Origin of the sequence: Helicobacter equorum (genome assembly GCF_900198655.1) — a bacterium.
Lineage (GTDB): Bacteria > Campylobacterota > Campylobacteria > Campylobacterales > Helicobacteraceae > Helicobacter_F > Helicobacter_F equorum.
Map to the genome: position 1 here is coordinate 22,007 of NZ_FZPO01000009.1, position 21,255 is coordinate 43,261.

The window sequence follows — 21,255 nt, forward strand, 5'->3', positions numbered from 1 at the left end:
GCTACAGCCTTTGTTTGATCGTGCGTTCGATAAGGCTAAACACTAACGATAGGGGCAAAAGTATCACCAAATATGCACACAACAACATAAAAAGTGCCTCATAGGTTTTGGCATACATCATAATAATATCCTTACTCACATACAAAATATCTGCAAGTGCGATAATCCCCACCACTGAAGTTTCTTTGATAAGAAAGATTACATTTGCCGCTAGAGATGGCATACACACGCCTAATGCCTGTGGAAAAATGACATAACACACAATATCAAAATGCGATAATCCTATGCTAAGGGCAGATTCTTTTTGTGCTTTACCTACACTTTGCAATCCTGCACGAAAAGATTCACACATATAACCACCGCCCAAAAACGCTACACCAATAATCGCACACCAAAATGCACTAATATGCAATCCCACCTTGCTAAGCCCAAAATATAAGAAAAAAAGCTGAATAAGCAGTGGGGTATTGCGTGCCACTTCAACATACAACGCGCTAAGGCGAGTGAGAAAAAAGATAGGTCTAAAAGATAAGCAAAGCGCGCACAAAAAACCAATGATAATCGCCAACATTATGCCAATTCCAGAAATTTCTAAAGTTAGCCAAAATGCATCATAAAACATATAAGTATGTTGTAAGATAAAACCCCAATCAAGCACTATTATCCCTTTTTACAAAATTATCTTAAGTAGTATTTGTTAATCACTATCTTAACACAAAATCTCATTCATTACATTTCTATACCACATGGAATACATTTTAGGGCTTTGTGGCTTAGGTTTGAGAGTGGAATACTAGAGAGCATATCTAGTGCCACAAAAGTAATATCATGTCGTAATTGTGAATCTACACTACAAACCACACAAGAATCTATAAGCGCCTGTGTCTGCTGTTTATCCTGACAATGGACATGAAATACCAAAGCACTGATGGCATATTTTGTATAGGCATGTTTAAAACTCCCTATGTGTGCAAAAGATGTGGTAGAACCCTTAGAAATGCTAGAAGGAGAAATATTAGAAGGATTTCCAACACGCATAGGCACATTATACAACCCAGCATACAATGCAGAATCTCTGCGAGAATGCGGAGAATCTAATGCAATATACAATATTTGATCCTCATAATAAGTAACTATATATAACTCCAGTGTTAGAGATTCACGCGTCTTTAGTATTTTTTGTGGATAAAGATGTGGGGCGTTGCTACCCTTACAAAATTCCCTAATAGGACATACTATACACAAAGGCTTACTTTTACACACAAGAGCCCCAATATCGAGCAATGCTTGATTATAAGTGAAACTATCTTGTGTATCTAATAACGTTGTGGCAAGGGTTTGTAATTCGTGTTGCGTGGGATTTTGCAACGCAAAAAGGCGAGAAAATACACGCTTAATATTTGCATCGACAAAACCCACACTCTCCCCAAAACCAAAGCAGCTTATCGCTCCAGCACTATAAGCCCCAATACCAGGCAATTTTTTGAGATTCTCCACACCTTTTGGCAACGCCCCATTATAGTTCTCTACACAAATTTGTGCACATTTTCGCAAATTACGAGCCCGTGTATAATACCCTAGTCCTTGCCAAAGTCGTAAAATGTCTTGCTCGTGAGAATCTGCCAAGGTAGATAAGCTAGGAAATGTATGTAAAAATGGAAAATAAAATGCCTCTAATACGCGAGAAACTTGTGTTTGCTGTAACATAATTTCACTAATATACACTTCATAGCTTTGTGAGCCATCACGCCTAAGATTGCGCCAAGGTAACTCCATTCTACCACATTTGGCATACCATTGTGCGATACGCATATGAAAATCAGGAAGCCAATCTGGTACAGAGCATATAGACATCAATATCCTTACAAAAAATTGCGTGATTATAGCAGATTCACAGACAAATATGTTTTCTTATAATTATATACATTTTGATAATACATTAACGCAACATTGCAAAATATACATTATGATTATCACTATAAATTTTTGGGGAGCTTGTATGCAAACATTTCACATAACAAACCTTGAATGCCCATCTTGTACCAATACATTAGAGCATAAACTTCGTAATATCAAAGGTGTGAGATCTGTGCAAATTTCTTTTGCCACCAACACACTTACTATCGATTGCGATGATATAGAATCTGTAAAACAAGCAATCTCATCTCTTGAACCAAAGGTAAAAATTACAAAAAAATCCCAAAAAAGCCATATTTTCACACCTCAATTATTTATATTATTAGGGCTTATCGCGCTGTTTCTCGCTTCGTTAGGTTGTATGCATTGGCTCACATCTTTGGAGCAAAAAACCTCCGATTTCTGGATATTTTTTATAAAGCTACTTTGGATTCTTATCTATCTTGTAAGCGGACGCAATGTCATTAAAGGTGCAATACAAAGCTTTAGGCACAAAGAGTTTTTTAATGAAAATGTCTTAATGCTCACCGCCTCCATAGCAGCATTTTGTCTAGGGGCGTGGGAAGAGGCGGTAAGTATTATGCTTTTCTTTGCCACAGGAGAATATCTCCAAGAAGTGAGTGTCAAAAAATCCAAACAAGCCATCAATGAAAGCGCAAACCTTATCCCACCAAACGCACATATTATCGATACAACAACACACCAAATACAAGATATTGATCCCAAAGATCTTGCCATAGGTGATCATATTATCTTATATGCTGGGGAAATGCTCTCGTGTGATTGTATGCTCATACAAGAGAGTGCAAGTTTTAACACCGCTGCTATCAGTGGCGAATCCCTGCCTATAGAATCTAAGCAAGGTGATGAGATTCTAAGTGGTGCTATTGCACTAAATCAAGCTATAAAACTTCAAGTCTTGCGTCCTTTTGCGACAAGTCAAATCGCTAAAATTGCCGATTTAATAGTCTCTGCTACAACACAAAAATCTCATACTGAAAATTTCATCACCACTTTTGCTCGCTATTACACACCTATCGTATTTGCTCTGGCTCTAGTCTTAGCCCTTATTCCACCTATATTTTTTGGTGCAAGTTTTGAAGAATGGATCTATCGTGCTCTAGTCGTGCTTATGGTAAGCTGTCCTTGTGCGCTTGTCATATCCGTGCCTATTGGGTATTTTGGAGGCTTGGCTGCAGCGAGTAAAAGAGGTGCATTAATCAAAGGCTCAAACTACTTAGAAGCTCTAAGCAAACTCTCCATCATAGCATTTGATAAAACAGGGACATTGACAAAAGGTGTGTTTGAAGTGCTTGATATAATCCCAAATGCAGGGTTTAGCAAAGATGAAGTCCTAACCACCGCACTTTGCGCACATAATCTCTCTAATCACCCCATAGCTCAATCTATAAAAGACACATATCATAAGCTTGGACACATACATCATATCAGCGAATATGAGGAATTATCGGGCTTGGGTGTGCGTGCGGTTTGCGATAATCACGAAATTCTTGCTGGAAATGACAAAATTCTGCATGCCTTTGATATAGCTCATAATACTTGCGATGTGCAAGGAAGTGTCGTGCATATCGTGCGTGATAAACAATATTTAGGCTATATACTCATTGCCGATGTGCTAAAAGATGAAGCACCACAAGTTATCAATGCACTACACAAACTCCATATAGATTCTATAATACTTAGCGGTGATAGAGAATATCCATGCAAACAAGTAGCACAAAAACTTGGATGCAACTACAGGCACTCTCTCTTGCCACAAGACAAAGCACAGATTATGCGTGAGATAAAAGCCAAAAGTAGTGGCAAAGTAGCCTTTGTGGGCGATGGCATAAACGATGCTCCAACACTTGCCTTAGCAGATGTGGGTATAGCAATGGGCAGTGGTAGTGATATAAGCATTCAAAATGCTGATGTTATCATCACAAACAATTCCCTAAAAACCCTCCTACAAAGCATACAAATTGCCAAAAAAACAAAAACCATCATCTACCAAAATATCGCCCTCGCACTTGGGATAAAGGGTGTGTTTATTGTTTTGGGATTATGTGGGTTTGCGACCATTTGGGAAGCGATTTTTGGTGATGTGGGCGTGGCACTTTTGGCTTTGGCAAATGCTATGCGATGTATGCGCACATAAACTAATTCAAATAAGTTTTATATTATATATGATATAACTCCAGTACTATCTAGACCAGAGGGGGTTTTATGTTAAAAAAGTTAATCAAGAAATATATTCCTAAATCATATCTTGATAGATATTATTATCCATATAGATGGACACTAAGGAACTACAAAACACTTTCACGGGAATACAATCAGTTTCAAAGTATGCGAGAGTGGAAGTGCCTTGATAAAAATAGAGAAGCGTTACCATGGTATACTTATTCATGTATAGAGTATCTAAATAACTTGGATTTTTCTAACAAGAAGGTTTTAGAATGGGGGGGGGGGCAATCGTCTCTTTATTGGAGTAGGCGAGTGTCACACCTTACAACTATAGAAAGCAATACACAATGGTTTAAAACCCTACAGGATCAACAAGCTATAAATCAAGATCTATACCTGAAAACTACCCTAAATGGTCATCCACAGGAGGACTACTCACAATTTGCGCTAAATTTAAACAAAAAATTCGATGTAATCATAATAGATGGTGGTGATGTTAATGGTCAAAATACACGCTTTTTATGTGCAAAAATAGCCGCAAAAATTCTCAACAAAAATGCACAGGAGGGTGCCATGATTATTTTAGATAATGCTGATTGGCACAAAGGGTGTGCAAAATTTTTACGAGATGAAGACCTCATTGAGATTGATTTTCATGGATTTGGTCCTATAAACTGTTACACATGGACAACCTCAATTTTTATTACAAGAAACTTTGCTTTTAAACCAAAAAATGACATACAACCTCATTACTCAATGGATGCCTTACGCTTTAATTATGATTAAGAACCAAGTTGAATATTTTATTGTAAACAATACCATTTTTTATGGAATGGTAACTTAAACATTGTAGAAATCTATAGTCGTGTTTATAGATTTTGAGGCTTTCTAGTTTTTTTGAGAATCTTTATAATCGATACCTCCTATCTTAATGTTGAATGTTTGGGATTTTTGGATTTGGATTCTCATTTTTGACCTTGGTTGAGCATAAGACCCGATTTTTAAAAGATTAAGTTTTATAGTTTATACAGACAAATCAATATTGTAAGTCTAGAATGTAAAGATAATGACTTTCTTGGATTGTTGATAGATTGGATTAAGTGATTATATTTTTCACCATTAGATCGCCACCATAATGCACATATGCATTATGACAATCATCACATTCAACACAATGGGATGGATCGTTGGTCCGATCCCTTTGGCACACAAAATCTGATTTCTTTGGTGGTTTGAGTAGCGATAGTGGTTTTGGTTTGGGATTTGGTAATGGCAGTGAATGGTGTAAATAATTTCGATAAGTCTAGAGATGTAAGTTAGGATTCTTAAGTAATGGCAGAGAGGAAGGGATTCGAACCCTCGAAGGTTTGCACCTTACACGCGTTCCAGGCGTGCTCCTTCAACCACTCGGACACCTCTCTCTATAAAGGGTGTATTATACTTTTTCTCATCTTCAAAAACCCTTAGAGTCTATAATCCAAGGGTATTCATGTATGCAAGTGCGTCTTTGGTGCTAATAGCACCAAAGCTAAAAAGCTCACTGCTAAGTGCTGCTTGATTAATAAGCATTTGTGCACCATCGGAGGTTTGTAAGCCAAGATCTTTGGCGAATTTCAAAAATGGCGTATGCCTACCATAAATAAGATCAAAGCCATAGCGTGCTTGAGAGAGAATAGCACGCAAGAGTGTTTCTTGCAGTGGTAAAAGATCATCATTTAACCCTGCTGGAGTAGTATTTATCACGATGTCATAGGGTTTGGTAGAGTGGAAATCTTGGGGTGTAAGACACACAAAACCATTACGTGCAAAGTATTCTAAGCGTGTTTTGGAGCGATTGATGATATGCGTGGTGATACCATTTTGTCGCAAGATAAAGGCTAAAGCCTTTGCCGAACCACCTGCACCAAGAATAAGTGCATTACGCAGATTCCATTCTTGCACACACATAAAAAAACCTTGTGCATCGGTGTTATAACCAATGATTTTCTCTCCTTCACGCACCCAAGTATTAACAGCTCTAATTTCTTTGGCAATCCCTCGCACTTCGTGGCTTTGGGCAAATGCTACTTCTTTGAAGGGCACGGTAATATTTGCCCCTTGAAGCTTAAGCATACTAAATGTAGCACCAAGCTCATCTGGGATTTTTAGTAAATATCTCCCATAGCGTGCCTCAAACCCTAAAGACATAAAAGTAGTATTGTGCAAAAGAGGGGATTTTGAGTGTGCAATAGGATTACCAAAAACACAAAATTGTTGCATTATTTGCTCAAAAGGCGAGATGCAATATAACCTTCTCGTCCATTGTCTAAAAGGATTTTACTCCATTCATCTTCACTTTGGAGGACTTGCACATTTTGACCAAGTTTGAGCGTCATAATTACTGGTGCATCAGGGCTAGGAAATGCGCGAATATTAGCGGATTTAACGATAACTTTAGGCATAGCATCTTTGGATATGATACCTACATTTTGTGTACTCTCTTGTGGGGCATTAGTGCCAAGCAAGTATGAAGCGATATAACCACGAATCTTAGAATCTACCTCCACTTCACTCCACTCACTTTCTGGAATATTTTGCACCAAGAATAGTTGTTGCCCTGCATATACTTTGTATAGAATCTTACTATTTATATTTGGAAGTGCGCGAATATTGGCACTACGCACATGCACATACCGAACCTGTGGGACATCAAAGGTTTGGGGTGTTTGTTGTGGCGTTTGAGGTAATGTATCTGGTGTATCTGTATTCGCTTGTGATGGCACTTGGTCTTGTGTAATCTCTTGAGTTGTTTGAGGGATTATGATTTCTTGGGTAGGTTGTGTCAAGATGATTTCTGGTTGTAAGTCATACGCTTGTGCTAAAGTAGTGGGTGGTGTTGTATGTGTATTTTGAGAATCTGCATCCATTGTGTTTTGTGCGGATTGTGATTTGTTGTTTTTATATTGTGCGTATAAATATGACAACTTTTTTTCGTTAAGTTCTGCAAATATCACAAAATACAAAAAAATCCCCAATATCACGATAAGAATGGGGATAGAATAGAGTTTTACAATAGATTTTAATGACATATATATACTCCATAATTATTGTAACTTCACCCCGTTGCTAGAATCTATGTATCCTAGCACATAACCCCCGCTTTTGCCTACCACAAGATCGACATCCTTTGGATCTACTATAAAAATCATTCCAACACCCATATTAAAAGTCCTAAAACATTCTGCTTCATCGACATATTGACGCATCAAATCAAAAATTGGCGGTGTTTTGAGAGCACTTTTTTGGATACAAGCACCTAACCCATGAGGAATCGCGCGAGGGAGATTCTCTATAATCCCACCACCTGTAATATGTGCAAGTGCTTTGATATGATTTTTGAGTGTTAAAAAGGTTTTGACATAAATAGCAGTAGGCGTAAGGAGCGTTTGTGCAAGTGGCAGTCCTTCAAAGAGTGAATCTAATGTAAGATTCGCACGATCTAGGACTTTTCGCACTAGCGAATAGCCATTAGAGTGCAAACCACTAGAAGGTAGAGCTATAAGGACATCTTCTTCTTTTAACCTTGTTTGGCGTTGTAAATCCTCTTGTTCTGCAATTCCTACCGCAAATCCAGCAAGATCAAAGTCTTTTTTGGCATACATACCGGGCATTTCAGCACTCTCTCCGCCTATAAGCGCACATTGTGCGAGTTTGCAACCCTCTACAATACCTTGTATGACACGCAACGCATTTGCTTTATGAAGCTTACCTGTGGCGTAGTAATCAAGAAAAAATATCGGTGTAGCAAAATTACAAATAAGATCATTAACACACATTGCAACAAGATCAATGCCCACATTCTCTAAAATATCTGAATCTATAGCAAGGCGTAGTTTTGTCCCCACACCATCGGTAGCACCTAAAATCACAGGTTGCTTATATCCACTAGGCATAGCATACGCACCAGCAAAAGAACCAATCCCACCGATAACATTTACATCAAATGTGCTTTGGACTAAGGGTTTTAGTCCATCTACAAGAGCATTACCCTCGTCTATATCTACTCCAGAATCTTTATAACTTAGCATAAATGCTCCATAAAAAATTTGGCGTATTGTATAGTATAGAAACTTTGCATAAGATTATGTATAAGCTCACACTACTTATTTTTATCTATTTTGCAAATAATCTTGCCAAAAAGTATAAGCCAACGCACAACTCCATACACGACATAAAGACTAATGAGTATGCAAAGCGCCTCTGAAGGATAAACAAAAATCACACCAAGCAAAATCACAAGAATAATAAATGCCTTAAGATTCCAGTGCATTTTTTTAAAGCTTGGGTAACGAATATTGCTTACCATTAAGATTCCAACAACAAACGCGCACAGCAATAGAGGCAACATTGAAGCAGAAAAAATAGAATATTCTAAATCTACCAGAATCCAAAGCACGACAAAAATCGCAGCTGATGGAATGGGTAAGCCTATGAAAAAATGTGGCTCATCTGAAGTAGTGATATTAAATCGTGCTAAGCGAATTGCACCAAAAATCACAAAAAGCGCAGGGACAACTTCCCCAAGTCGCCCATACGATTCTCCTACATAAAAAAACAATAACATGGCGGGTGCTACCCCAAATGCAACAACATCAGCAAGAGAATCAAACTCCACACCAAATTTACTAGAGGTATTGGTAAGCCGTGCTACGCGTCCATCAAGTCCATCTAAAATCATCGAAATGACAATAAACCAACATGCAAGTGCGAAATTACTGTGTGAAGAGGCAATGATACTTAAAATGCCTAAAAAAATACTACCAGCGGTAAATAAATTAGGTAGTATGAAAAGCGGACTTATTTTCATTGATTGTATCCTATAATACTTTCATACCCATAAACCTTATCGCCCACACTCACTTTTATTTCAAATGTTTTTGGAAGATATATTTTGGTAAAGCCTATTTTCATGTAGCCACAGCGATCACCTACGGCGAGATTTGAGGTGGCATATACGCGTGAGGTATCCAATAACTGCGGAAAAAAGTCTATGCGATATGTGTCATTGCGTTCTTGCCAAGATAGACTAAAAGATGCGTTAAGCGTATGCTTTTTATCGTTATTACTAAAATAGAGATTAAGTCCATTTTTGCATTGTAAGGTTGCATTAAGGATATCCATAGGGGCTCGTATTACACCTATATCATAGCATCGAGTTTGAATTTCCACACACACGCTATCTTCAAGAATATCGATATTTTTCACAACACCATCTATTGGTGCTACAAAACTTGCAGAATCTACATCCGCAATCCTTTCGGGATTACGAAATATATACAGCCAAAATGCCAACCCAAGCAACATAACAAAGGTGATAAACCCGAGATCAAGATATGCACTGATTAAAAAAATAATTACCCACACAATCGCACCAAACCAACCTTCTTTGGCTATTATTTGTATGTTTGTGTTCATCTTTCCTCCTTGTAGTGCCTCGATATTCTTAGTGTTCCTCTTCTATAGGAACTAAGCGAGAAGTCATATTATGCTCTTTTTCATACGATTCTATAATTTCTCGCACTCTGCTACCATCAATGACTTCTTTTTCTAATAATTCAGCAACCATACTTTCAATAGCTGGTGCATACTCACGCAAAGTTTTCTTGACATGCTCAAAATGTTCTTCAAGCATAGTGCGTATGTAATTATCCATTTTTTGCGCAGTCTCTTCACTAAATTCACGGCTGTTAGCACCACCGCCTAAGAAATTATTTCTTCGCGTAAAATCCTCTAGCACCATAAGTCCGCTTACATCAGTCATGCCATAATACACAATCATATTTTTTAAAATTCCTGTAGCACGTCGTAAATCATCAGATGCACCATTAGAAATTTCTTGTAAAAATACTTCTTCAGCAGCTCGCCCACCAAGTAACACATCAATTTGTGCTAACATTTCATAGCGTTGCTCAAGGTTACGATTTTCTTCTGGTGTATGAAGAGTATAGCCAAGTGCACCCATACCACGCGGTATGATAGAAACTTTATTTACTCTGTGTGCGCCTTTTGTGAGTTCACCCATAAGAGCATGCCCGCTTTCGTGGTAAGCGACTATTTTCTTTTCTTTTGGCGAAATGGATCGAGATTTTTTCTCTAAACCTATCATTGTTCGCTCCATCGCTTCTTTAAAGTGTTTTTGAGAAACTTCTTTTTTATTTTCACGCCCTGCAAGAAGTGCAGCCTCATTGACAATGTTTGCCAAATCTGCTCCTGCAAGTCCTGCGGTAAATTTTGCAATTTCTTGTAAATCCACATCGCGCGAAAGTTTAACGCTTTTTATATGGACTTTTAGAATCTCAACACGCCCTTTGAAATCTGGTGCATCAACAAGCACTTGTCTATCAAAACGCCCTGGTCTTAGAAGTGCAGGGTCAAGAATCTCTGGTCTGTTTGTTGCAGCCAAGACAATTACGGGGGCATTTTCGCTACCAAACCCATCCATTTCTGCTAAAAGTTGGTTTAGTGTTTGTTCTCGCTCATCATTGCCACCTACCATACTACCTGCAGCACGAGATTTTCCTATCGCATCAATTTCATCAATAAAAATAATGCTAGGTGCCTCTTTTTTTGCCATTTCAAACAAATCTCTTACTCTACTAGCTCCAAGTCCCACAAACATCTCTATAAAGCTACTTCCACTCATAGAAAAAAACGGCACATTTGCTTCCCCTGCGACTGCTTTGGCAAGCAAAGTTTTACCGGTGCCCGGAGGACCTACTAATAGCACGCCTTTAGGGATTTTTGCACCTACTGCCGCATAGCGTTCTGGATATTTTAGGAAGTCCACAATTTCTACGACTTCCTCTTTTGCCTCTTCATTCCCTGCCATATCATCAAAGGTTACATTGGGCTTTTCAGCATTGACAAGTTTTTTTGAGCTTCCGATACCAAACATACCACCACCCATGGATTTTTGCATTCTGCTTGCGATAAAAAGCCAAATAGCAATGATGATAAAAATAGGCAATAGCATATTAATCATATCTGTGAAGAAATTAGATTCACTAAAGCCACTATATTCAATTTGCTTTTCATCAAGCAAAGTCGTAAGATTTGGATCTGACACTCTTTTGGCGGTGTATAAGACTTTTGGTGATGAACTTGTAGAAAGTGCGCGTATGATAGTTTGTCCGATACTTACAGAATCTACCTCTTTGTTTTGAATGAGTTGCTTAAGCTCATAGTAGCTTACTTCTTTGCTGACCACATTGCCACTTAGCCTATCGCTAAGAATATCCCCTGTAGGTGAAAAGAGCTTAAATAAAATCATTACACCAATTACCAAGATAGCAAAAGTCAAAAATGGATTTTGCTTAAATGGCGTTTTTTTGTTGTTATTATTTTGATTTTCTGTCATTGTTTATACTCCTTAAGATTTATCATGTATGCATTTTTGGAGTTTTAGGGCTACCCACTCATCACGCACACAAGATTCTATAAGCCTAAAACCCTGTAAAAAACTTTCTAACACATCATCTTTGTGGGTTTCTAAAATCCCAGAAAGGATTAAAATCCCACCATCATGGAGGTTGTGCATAAAATCTTTGTAAAGAACCTTTAAGGTAAAGGCTAAAATGTTTGCCACTATAACATTAAAAGTTAAATCTGTTTTGAGGCTTCCTATACTCCCTTCCCAAATTTTGCATACAGATACATCGTTATTGGCAAAATTCTTTTGACTTTCTACAATGCTAAGGGGATCGGTATCACACGCATACACTTCCGCACCAAGTTTGGCGGCTACTATAGATAATATACCACTTCCACAACCCACATCAAGGAGTTTTTTACCCTGCAAGTTAAGGGTGCTTAGCATTTCAATACACATTGCCGTGCTTGCGTGATGGCCTGATCCAAAGGCAAGAGCAGGATCTATAATGATAGGTACTTGTTGTGAATCCTGTGAACTAGTGTGTGAAAGATCCCAAGAAGGTGTGATAAAAAACTTGCCACATGCAATGGGTTTAATAGAATCTTTATAGGCTTGTATCCAATCTTGATTGTCTTTTTGGGTAATTGCGTAAGCACAGCCTATGCTAGATTCTACCCTATGACTAAGAATCTCGCAAAACTCTGCCAAATTTTTTACAAATTCTTCACGCACATCAAACGGAAAACGTGCTATAAGTTTTGTTTGTTGTGGGGAGTGCAAAAGCGTGCTATATGTAGTGTGCAGTGTGTGCCATTGCATAGAATCTAACTTTTCATCAAAAATGCTATCGTTTTGGATATATTCGATACTACACAAACCAGAATCTTGAAGGTATGTCGCAATAAAGCAAGAGAGGAAATCTGCAAAAATCTCTACATCTTGACTTGGATAAATAGTATATTGAAAGTATTTTTCGTGCATTAGGAGATGGGAGTTTAGCCCTCATTCACACCCAAAACTACCTCAAGCTTTTCTTTAAGCACTTGCGGAGTAAAAGGCTTAACGATATAATTATTCACACCAGCCTTGAGTGCGGTAATAACTTCAGCTTTACCACCTTCTGTGGTAACCATAATAATAGGAATATCTTTGTAGCGATCATCACTTCTTACTTTTTTGACTAGATCAAGTCCATTCATTTCGGGCATATTCCAGTCCGTAATAAGCACATTGATACCCTCTACACTATCAAGCAAACTCCACGCTTCCACGCCGTGTTCAGCTTCCAAAATATCCTCATAGCCTAATCTCTGGAGTGTATTTTTTATGATTCTTCGCATTGTTGAGCTATCATCGACTACAAGTAACTTCACTGCTACTCTCCTTAATATTGATTTATTTTGGGTTATATCGGAAAAATTGCGCAAATCTTAGCACACAAAGTTTGAGATTTGCTTTAATCTAAGTATTTTTCATATACTTTTGTAAATCTATTTTGTGCTCATAAAAAGCTTTACCTATGATAACTCCATTTATATGAGGGTTGGCACTAAGAATCTCTAATTCTGTGGCATCAGAGAATCCTCCACTTGCAATTGTATAAATGCCACTAACTTGTGCGATACTTTGTGTGAATTCTATATTTACACCACTTAGAGCGCCATCGCGGTTAATATCTGTGCAAATGATAGCATCTACTTTACTTCCCTTGAAATATGAAGCAAAGACACTTGCTTCCATATTTTCCTCTTTTTCCCAACCTTGTGTCGCTACCTTGCCATTACGTGCATCAATTCCTATGGCAATTTTGTAGTGTTGTGCCATTTTGAGTGCAAACTCTGGATCTTGTAGTGCAATAGATCCTAGAATAATCCTCTCTACACCTAAATCTTGATAGTATGCGATATTTTCTTGTGTCCTAATCCCTCCACCTAGCTCGATTTTTAGTGATGTGTGTGAGAGAATTTGTTTAATAACTTCTTTGTTGCGTGGCTCTCCAGCAAATGCGCCATTTAAATCTACGATGTGCAGCCACTTTGCACCCATTGCCTCGATTTCTTTAGCAAATTCTAGCGCTTCACCATAGACTTTTGCGCTTTGCATATCTCCTTTGTATAGACGCACAGCCTTACCATCTTTAAGATCAATAGCCGGATAAATATCTATCATCATTACTCCCTTCTAAAACCTACACTTTTTTGGTTATCAAAATTTGCGTTTAGCTCTTTTTTGATTTCTTCCTCAAAATCTTGTATACAAAAGATAGGATCTTCTCTTGTAGCGACTTTGTAAGCAGTATTTCGCACGACAAGCTTTATCTGCCCTCCACTAAGATCAGATTCACAAAGTTTCGCAATAAATGCCTCCCGTGTGCCATCTAAGGTAATATTTGTTGGCAAAAGATGATCCCAGAGTTGTCGCCTTTGCTCTTTGTTTGGTCTTTTAAATTCGATTTTGTAGTTAAATCGCCGCGAAAATGCCCTATCAAAATTTTCTAAAAGATTAGTTGTTGCGATCAAGATTCCTTCAAAATGCTCAATTTGTTCTAAAAAAATATTTTGCATTTGGTTATGCATTTTATCCGTGCTTGTGTGTGCTCCACCTCTTGATGAGAGAAATTGATCTGCTTCATCTAAAAACAAAATAGGCTCACTTTTGACTTTTTTGCACATCTCTTTGTAAGTATCAAAAATAAGGCGTACATTTTTTTCACTCTCGCCAACATATGCGGATAAAATCTTGGAGCAATCAAAACTTAGTACCTCTTTTTTTAGGCTTTTAGCCAATGCCATTGCACTAAGCGTTTTGCCAGTGCCTGGAGGTCCAAAAAATAAAATTTTAGCCTCAATATTTTTGCTTTCTTTGATACCCCACAGCTTTAAGCGATTAATAACTACAGAATCTACTTGTGCAAGGATATGCCTTAGGGTTTCTTTTGTGTTCGGGGATAAGATTACCTCATCAAGTGTGGATTTTGGATCAAGGAGTTCAAAAATTTCTTGATTCTTGATGAGAGATTCTAGAGTGATTTTTGTATGTTTTGGTTTTTTGGTGGGGTTATTGATTGTGTGCAAAATTTCATTAGGGATAAAAAAAGATTTATCAATATTCCCAAATCCTGAAAGATACTCATCATAATCCACCAAGCCTTTTGAAAGTAATTTAGAATCTTCGCTAAGAAGTTCAAGGTTTGCCATTTTTTCATATTCATCATCACTTATAAGGTGCATAAGCGCATTTACATCTCGCGTATTTTGCATACTTCTTGGGGAATACTCTTCTTTGAGTAAAGCTAAAAAGATAATTTGTTCTTTTTGGTTTAATTTATGGGCTTTGAAAAATTTTATAAGAGAGAGTTGTTTTTTGGTAAGTTTTAATCTTGCAGAGATTCTATCTTCAAGGAGCTTGAGGGAATTTTTGGATAAAGATAGAGAATCTTGACGCATACGACTTGTTTTGTGTAATAAATCTATACGTTTAAATTGATCTTTTAGATATTCCAAATCGTTGGTATATGCGCTAATTTCTGGTAAAGTGTCATCAAAATATCCCTCTAAAAGTCGCAAAAAATTATACGAAAGACTAATGCGGTCATTATATAGTTCGAGCATAAGCATAGGCATACTATTGGGATCATCTGAATTAAGTTGTGTAACCCATCCCATTTCGATGAGATCATATATTTTTGGCAAAAGCTCAAAGTGTGTTTTGTATTCTTGTTCGCCATAATACTTACTCAAAAATAGCGACACAGAGCAAATATTATCACCATACAGATAATTTTTTAGAAGGTTTTGGAGAATCTGTGCTTCTTGCTCATCGCATTTAAGATGAGGGAAGATTTTTGAATTTTGTAATGTGTTAGATTCTAAAAAATCAACAAGAAATTCCATATATTATCCTTACTACAAAATCACATCAAATTCTGAATCATCATAAGGGTCAAGGTGGGCATTAATTTCCCATACCAAGTTTTTGTCAATTGCGCGAATGCGATTTTCTATATCATTACAAATTTTATGTGCCTCTATAAGTGTAATGTCTGGGTGAAACACTAAATGCACATTAATAAAAATAATATTTCCCACGATACGACTACGCAATGCGTGATAGCTTGTGATAGGGCAATCTCCTAAAATCTCTTGCACACGCGCAAAAATATGTGGTTCAATCGCCCTATCAAGCAATAACAAAACATTTTCCTTGATAAGTTTAAAAGCAGAAACCATAATATATAACGCAATAATAATCCCCAAAATCGCATCAAGTTTTTCAAAACCGCTAAAACCAATGACTGCAAGAGAACATAAAATCGCACCATTGCTAAGCAAATCCACTTTGTAGTGAATCACATCGGCTTTGATAACTTGTGAATTTGTTTTTTTGGCTACTTTTTGGAGAAACCATACAAGTGCGAATGTTACACAAAAAGAGACAATCATCATACCTATAGAAGAATACAAACTCTCAAGCGCGTGAGAGGAAATAAGTTTTTGCACAGAAGTATAAAAAATATACATTCCTGAACATGCGATAATCAAGCCTTCAAATGTGGCTGCTAGGAATTCTAGCTTTCCTAACCCATAGTTAAATTTACCATCTGCAGGTTGCTCGGATTTTTTGATAGCAAAAAAATTAAAAATAGAGATTCCCACATCAAGCAGTGAATCTATCGCACTAGCTAAAACCGCGATGGATCCACTTACGATCCCTACTATGAGTTTTCCTATGGCAAGACAAAGTGCAGTAAGCGTCGCGATGAGCGTCGCGTATTTTGGAGTGTAAAGTAGATTTTGTAAGAACACTTTGTTGCTTGTCTTTGGGTTTGTTATGTTATTTACTTAAAGGTTGTGCCACCATCGATAATGATAGTTTGTCCTGTAAGCCACGCACTTTGTGTGTTATCACACAAGAAAAATGTTGCTCCTGCCAAATCTTGTGGCGTTCCCATACGATTAAGAGGGGATTGTTCCTCAACTTTTGCCTTCACTTCTGCATAATCTGGAAATGCTCTTAATGCGTCAGTATCGATAGGTCCTCCACTTACAGCATTAACGCGTATGCCCCATTCTCCTAATTCTGTGGCAGCATATTTGACCATTGTCTCTACTGCATTTTTAGAATTTCCATGTCCTGCATAGTTTGGCATATATACAAGATTCCCTGTAGAGCTAAGAGAAACGATCGCACCACCACCAACTTCTTTCATGCGTTTTGCTGCCTCTTGCGCTCCCACAACAAAAGCAAGCACGGTAGCAGTATAAATATTATTGAGACCTTTTGGGCGTAGTCGCATAAATGGTGCAAAACCACCTGCTACGCTTTTTCCATAGATAATAGCATTTGAGATAAAAAAGTCAATGCGATCAAAATCGTTATCGATTTTGCTAAAAAGTTCTATATATTGCTCAGGCTCCAAAACATTAAGAGGATAGAATCTCGCCTTCACTTTGTAGGTAGATTCTATATCTTGAGCGATTTTTTGTGCCTCTTCTTCATTTTTGTTGTAGGTAAAAGCCACATTCACGCCATTTTGTGCAAAACGATACAAAATTGCCTTGCCTATACCGCGTGTAGCACCACTGATAACTAACGTTTTACCTTTCATAAATTCTGTAGTATTTTGCTCATTTGTCATCATATACCTCGTTTATTGAAGTTATAAAACCCTAAATTCTAGCAAACTTTTCTTTAAACTAATACATCATGTAGAAATTTGGTAATATCTCATAGTTGTGTAAAACTTCAATGACTAAAATAGCCACTACACCGATAAACCAATTAAATGTGCGTCGCAATTCTTTGTGAAAAAACTTAGGGCGCACTTCGATTTTTTCTGGACAAGAGAAATGTGCAAATGAAGGAAAAAATCTTGAAGTATTTTGCAAAAATTGCTGATATTTTTCACCGAATCTTTGAGATAGGAAGTTTTCTTCACCCAAAATAGTCATACGATAAATCCACAAAAACAAGATTCCGCCAAGAATGATAAATATTAGCTGTGCTTTAAGCGCCAAAATCCCAAGAAACCCTATAAAAGAAAATAGATACAAAGGATTGCGACAAAGGCTATATGCACCATAATCAATAAAGCTATTGCCATCGGCTCCCTCATTTTTCATACCGCCAATAAATATTGTGGCATAAAGTCGTCCGATAACACCCGCAATAACAAGTGCTATGCCCACACCGCGTATGCAGTTTGCCACAAAATCATTATATGGTGTGTAAGAGACAAGAAGCCACACAGCACCAAATGTTCCTAAAAGATATTGCCAAATAAAACGATTCCATTTCATGCATACTCCTTTTTATGGTAGGACTTTATAGTCTTGAAGGACTTGTTCTATTTTGATCATATTTTCCTTACTTGGTGCAAGTAATGGCAATCTGTATTCCAAACTTGGTATAAGCCCACTAATATACATTGCTGCTTTAATTGGAATAGGATTACTCTCACAAAAAAGGACTTTGTTTATAGCATAGAGTTTGTTATTTATCTCTTGACTTTGTTTCATATCACCATTGAGGGCTAGATGTGTGAGTTTGGCAATTTCTTTTGGCAAAAGATTACCCGCCACAGAAATCACACCTTTTCCACCATTAGCTAAGATGGGATAATTAATCGCATCATCACCGCTAAAAACCTCCATTTTTGGTGCATTTGTCACAAGCTCAATGACACGCTCCATTGACCCTGCCGCTTCTTTAATCGCAAAAATATTTGGCACATTTTCAAAAAGCCTTATAGCTGTATCTGTTTGGATACTTACGCCTGTGCGTCCTGGGACATTATAAAGCATAAGGGGGATTTGCACAGAATCTGCCACTGCTTTATAATGCTGATACAACCCTTCTTGACTTGGTTTATTATAATATGGACTCACACACAATATCGCATCTGCACCGCATTTTTGCGCAAATTGTGCAAGCTCTATAGCTTCTTGTGTCGAGTTACTACCAGCGCCAGCAAGTACCTTAGTATTGCTTCCTTTGCATACATTTACCGCCACTTCGATACATTCCATATGTTCTTTGTGATTTAATGTAGCAGATTCACCCGTTGTCCCCACTGGCACACAAGCATCCATACCATAATGTATTTGCCGCAATAAAAGTTTTTCATATGTCCCAAAATCAATTTTACCTTGGTAAAAAGGTGTAATAAGCGCACTCATAGCCCCACTAAGTGTTATCTTACTTTCCACGATACCCCCCCTCTATTTGTGCAAGATAACAACACTTAATTGTTTATTGTCAAAATACTTTCTTGCCACACTAGCAAGTTGTTCTATGCTTAGATTCTCAATAGCCTCTTCATACGCAAATAATGGACTTAAATCCCCTCTAGCTAGATAATCCCCGAACACATATGCACTCGAAGAAGCGTCTTCAAACCCATAAATAAAACTTGCTTTAGTGTTAATTTTTAGCTTTTCAAGTTCTTGATGGCTTATTTTTCCCTTTTTGATACGATCTAAAATCGCATAAATTTCTTTTTCAATCGCCTGTGCTTTGACATTTGGGAGGGCTTGTGCCATAATGAAAAAGATTCCATCATCTTTGAGTTCCATATTATAGGCTGAAATACTAGAAGCAAGATGTTTTTTATCAATAATCTCACTCTCAAATAAGCTAGATTTACCGCCACTAAGAATCTTGCTAATGGCACTTAGTGCAACTTGATCTTTGTGTGCAAAATTTGGTATTTTATAGCCCATAGCTAAATATTCTATTTCGGTATCTTTTGTGATTGCTACGCGTTTTTGCTCTGTTTGTGTTGGTTCTTTTGCTTGCACCTGTGGGATAGAATCTGTCTTATTAGCAATCTTGCCAAAATACTTTTGTGCCGAGTCAAAAACTACTTGTGGATCTATATCCCCTGCTACAAGCACGATTGCATTTTGTGGTTGGTAATACAAAGAATGAAACGCTTTAATATCCTCTAATTTCCAGCTCTTTATGTCATCACTAAAACCAATAGGTGTCCAATGATAAGAGTGCTTTGTGAATGCGGTATTAAAAAATGTGAAATACAAAAGCCCCATAGGATTATTATCCGTGCGCCATAAACGCTCTTGCATTACCACATCACGTTCAGGCTGAAACTCTGAATCTGTAAGGCTTAGATTCTCCATGACTTCGGCAAAAAGCCCTAAACTCTTATCAAGATTTATGTTTGTGGTTTTGATATAGTATTTGGTGTAATCAAAGCTTGTAAAAGCATTATCCACGCCACCAAACTTTTTTACAATTTCATCGAACTCACCAGCTTTAAGGTTTTTTGTTGATTTGAAGTTTAAATGCTCAAGCATATGGGCTATGCCACTTTTACCTATAACCTCATTGCGACTACCAACTTTATAAATCACATCAATCTCTACCACGCTACTTTGATTTGCCAATGGCACGACTACAACTTGCAATCCATTGTCTAGTGTTTGTTCATAATGCTTTGGTATAGCTCCAGCATAGCTTATCGCACTCATTAAACCTCCTAATAGCAAAATTTTTAGACTTTTCATTATATATCTGCCTCATCAGCTTTGATACGTTTTGTTGGAGTTTTTGGTCTTTTGCTTTTTGGGGATTGGGTTGTTTGAGATTCACTAGATTGGGCTACTTGTATTTCACCATCATTTTTTGATTTTTTGGTGTGGTTAACACCTATGGCTTCAGAAATATGATGGAATCCATCAGCCTCAAGATTTTCTATAATTCCTTCGTTGATGCGTTTAAGAAGTGAAGGACCTTGATAAATAAGTCCCGTATAAATTTGCACAAGTGAAGCCCCCATTTTGATCCGCTCATATGCTTCATTGGCGTTGTCAATACCACCAGAAGAGATAAGAAGTGTTTTGCTAAAAAATTCTTTTGCAATACTTGCAAAGACTTCTCTTGAACGCTCTTTGAGAGCCTCGCCACTAATCCCTCCTTGATCCTTTGCACCTTGCAACAAACTATAGTCAATACTCGTATTTGTGGCAATGATACCTCTACATCCATGCTTTATGGCAGATTCTATAACTTCTAGCATATCATCGGTATGCATATCGGGTGAAATCTTTAAGAATACAGGTTTTTGCGTGTGTTGGCATGCCATTTTAAACAACGAGGCAACAAAACTTTTGTTTTGCAAATCGCGAAGTTTTGGGGTATTTGGGCTAGAAATATTAAACACAAAATAATCCGCTAGATTCAATAACTCTTTGAGCGTATTTTCATAATTTTGCAAAGAATCGCTTTGCGCAATAATTTTATTTTTTCCAATATTTGCACCAATAGGGATAGAAAAAGGATAGCATTGTTGGAGGTGTTTGGCAATCTTGCTAACACCAGCATTATTAAAACCCATCATATTTTGCAGGCTATGTGCTTGCGGAAATCGGAATAACCTTGGTTTTGGGTTGCCACTTTGTGGAGCTTGCGTGATTGTGCCAACTTCAACAAACCCAAACCCCAACGCACTAAGTCCTTTTATCATCGTCGCATTTTTGTCAAATCCAGCACTAATACCCACAGGGTTTGGAAAACATAAAGAATCTAGAGTGTTTGTAAGTCTTTTGTCATATCGCACAAATTGCCATGCCAACAAGTCTTGCACCAAAGGCAGTGGTGCAATTTTGCGCAAAAATAATTCAGTAAGATTATGAGCTTTCTCTGCGTCTAGTTTAAAGAGTAGTCGCTTAAAGTTTTGATACATTTTTACCCCTTTGTGATGATACAAACTTGCATTTTAT

At 37.5% G+C, this 21,255-nt stretch carries 20 protein-coding genes and 1 tRNA gene; 2 read left to right on the plus strand and 19 right to left on the minus strand.

Annotation, left to right across the window (positions count from 1 at the left end):
* Window position 1: 1 nt before the first annotated feature.
* Together C6H22_RS02010 and C6H22_RS02015 are read right to left on the minus strand one after the other, a co-directional pair.
* Window positions 2-658 (minus strand): amino acid ABC transporter permease, encoded by a 657-nt coding sequence (locus C6H22_RS02010; RefSeq protein WP_104693670.1) that lies wholly within the window; start codon window positions 656-658, stop codon window positions 2-4.
* A 71-nt stretch (window positions 659-729) separates the two neighbouring features.
* The gene (locus tag C6H22_RS02015; protein WP_233706994.1) at window positions 730-1,854 is read right to left on the minus strand and encodes an A/G-specific adenine glycosylase; all 1,125 of its coding nucleotides are present in this window, start codon (window positions 1,852-1,854) and stop codon (window positions 730-732) included.
* A 145-nt stretch (window positions 1,855-1,999) separates the two neighbouring features.
* Between C6H22_RS02015 and C6H22_RS02020 the strand changes: the two genes are divergently transcribed.
* Window positions 2,000-4,075: a heavy metal translocating P-type ATPase gene (locus C6H22_RS02020; RefSeq protein WP_158654587.1), complete on the plus strand. Its 2,076-nt coding sequence runs from the start codon at window positions 2,000-2,002 to the stop codon at window positions 4,073-4,075.
* Window positions 4,076-4,143: 68 nt separating this feature from the next.
* Window positions 4,144-4,890, plus strand: a complete 747-nt coding sequence (locus C6H22_RS02025; protein ID WP_104693672.1) for an SAM-dependent methyltransferase — start codon at window positions 4,144-4,146, stop codon at window positions 4,888-4,890.
* 547 nt (window positions 4,891-5,437) lie between these two features.
* On the opposite strand, the gene C6H22_RS02030 is transcribed toward C6H22_RS02025, so the two are convergent.
* The 17 genes from C6H22_RS02030 to C6H22_RS02105 form a co-directional block, all read right to left on the minus strand.
* Window positions 5,438-5,525, minus strand: a tRNA-Ser gene (locus C6H22_RS02030).
* A 49-nt stretch (window positions 5,526-5,574) separates the two neighbouring features.
* Window positions 5,575-6,363: a shikimate dehydrogenase gene (locus C6H22_RS02035; protein ID WP_199769790.1), complete on the minus strand. Its 789-nt coding sequence runs from the start codon at window positions 6,361-6,363 to the stop codon at window positions 5,575-5,577.
* Complete coding sequence (locus C6H22_RS02040; protein ID WP_104693674.1) at window positions 6,363-7,172, minus strand: SH3 domain-containing protein; 810 nt, start codon at window positions 7,170-7,172, stop codon at window positions 6,363-6,365. The genes C6H22_RS02035 and C6H22_RS02040 overlap by 1 nt, the downstream gene beginning before the upstream one ends.
* A 15-nt stretch (window positions 7,173-7,187) precedes the next feature.
* Entirely contained in the window at window positions 7,188-8,171 is a 984-nt protein-coding gene (gene purM / locus C6H22_RS02045) for a phosphoribosylformylglycinamidine cyclo-ligase (protein WP_104693675.1), read from the minus strand.
* 71 nt (window positions 8,172-8,242) lie between these two features.
* Window positions 8,243-8,950, minus strand: coding sequence for a CDP-diacylglycerol--serine O-phosphatidyltransferase (gene pssA / locus C6H22_RS02050; RefSeq protein WP_104693676.1), 708 nt, complete (start codon window positions 8,948-8,950; stop codon window positions 8,243-8,245).
* Window positions 8,947-9,558 (minus strand): phosphatidylserine decarboxylase, encoded by a 612-nt coding sequence (locus C6H22_RS02055; RefSeq protein ID WP_104693677.1) that lies wholly within the window; start codon window positions 9,556-9,558, stop codon window positions 8,947-8,949. Before C6H22_RS02055 ends, pssA begins: the two co-directional genes overlap by 4 nt.
* Window positions 9,559-9,586: 28 nt before the next feature.
* Window positions 9,587-11,500 carry an ATP-dependent zinc metalloprotease FtsH gene (gene ftsH / locus C6H22_RS02060; protein WP_199769791.1) on the minus strand — a complete coding sequence of 638 codons (1,914 nt, stop codon included), beginning with the start codon at window positions 11,498-11,500 and terminating at the stop codon, window positions 9,587-9,589.
* Window positions 11,501-11,512: 12 nt separating this feature from the next.
* Window positions 11,513-12,496: a 50S ribosomal protein L11 methyltransferase gene (gene prmA / locus C6H22_RS08750; protein ID WP_199769792.1), complete on the minus strand. Its 984-nt coding sequence runs from the start codon at window positions 12,494-12,496 to the stop codon at window positions 11,513-11,515.
* Between the two features lie 14 nt (window positions 12,497-12,510).
* Entirely contained in the window at window positions 12,511-12,888 is a 378-nt protein-coding gene (locus tag C6H22_RS02065; protein ID WP_104693678.1) for a chemotaxis response regulator CheY, read from the minus strand.
* Window positions 12,889-12,976: 88 nt separating this feature from the next.
* On the minus strand, window positions 12,977-13,687 hold the full coding sequence (hisA, locus tag C6H22_RS02070; RefSeq protein WP_199769793.1) for a 1-(5-phosphoribosyl)-5-[(5-phosphoribosylamino)methylideneamino]imidazole-4-carboxamide isomerase: 711 nt from the start codon (window positions 13,685-13,687) through the stop codon (window positions 12,977-12,979).
* Window positions 13,687-15,408: an ATP-binding protein gene (locus tag C6H22_RS02075; RefSeq protein WP_104693679.1), complete on the minus strand. Its 1,722-nt coding sequence runs from the start codon at window positions 15,406-15,408 to the stop codon at window positions 13,687-13,689. The genes hisA and C6H22_RS02075 overlap by 1 nt, the downstream gene beginning before the upstream one ends.
* A 12-nt stretch (window positions 15,409-15,420) precedes the next feature.
* Window positions 15,421-16,320 (minus strand): cation diffusion facilitator family transporter, encoded by a 900-nt coding sequence (locus C6H22_RS02080; protein ID WP_104693680.1) that lies wholly within the window; start codon window positions 16,318-16,320, stop codon window positions 15,421-15,423.
* A 32-nt stretch (window positions 16,321-16,352) separates the two neighbouring features.
* On the minus strand, window positions 16,353-17,153 hold the full coding sequence (locus C6H22_RS02085; protein WP_104693681.1) for an enoyl-ACP reductase: 801 nt from the start codon (window positions 17,151-17,153) through the stop codon (window positions 16,353-16,355).
* 58 nt (window positions 17,154-17,211) lie between these two features.
* Entirely contained in the window at window positions 17,212-17,814 is a 603-nt protein-coding gene (locus C6H22_RS02090) for a methyltransferase family protein (RefSeq protein ID WP_104693682.1), read from the minus strand.
* 12 nt (window positions 17,815-17,826) lie between these two features.
* Window positions 17,827-18,693, minus strand: coding sequence for a 4-hydroxy-tetrahydrodipicolinate synthase (gene dapA / locus C6H22_RS02095; RefSeq protein ID WP_104693739.1), 867 nt, complete (start codon window positions 18,691-18,693; stop codon window positions 17,827-17,829).
* A gap of 42 nt (window positions 18,694-18,735) precedes the next feature.
* Window positions 18,736-20,004, minus strand: coding sequence for a M16 family metallopeptidase (locus C6H22_RS02100; protein ID WP_104693683.1), 1,269 nt, complete (start codon window positions 20,002-20,004; stop codon window positions 18,736-18,738).
* 35 nt (window positions 20,005-20,039) lie between these two features.
* Window positions 20,040-21,218 (minus strand): quinone-dependent dihydroorotate dehydrogenase, encoded by a 1,179-nt coding sequence (locus tag C6H22_RS02105; RefSeq protein WP_104693684.1) that lies wholly within the window; start codon window positions 21,216-21,218, stop codon window positions 20,040-20,042.
* Window positions 21,219-21,255: the final 37 nt, after the last annotated feature.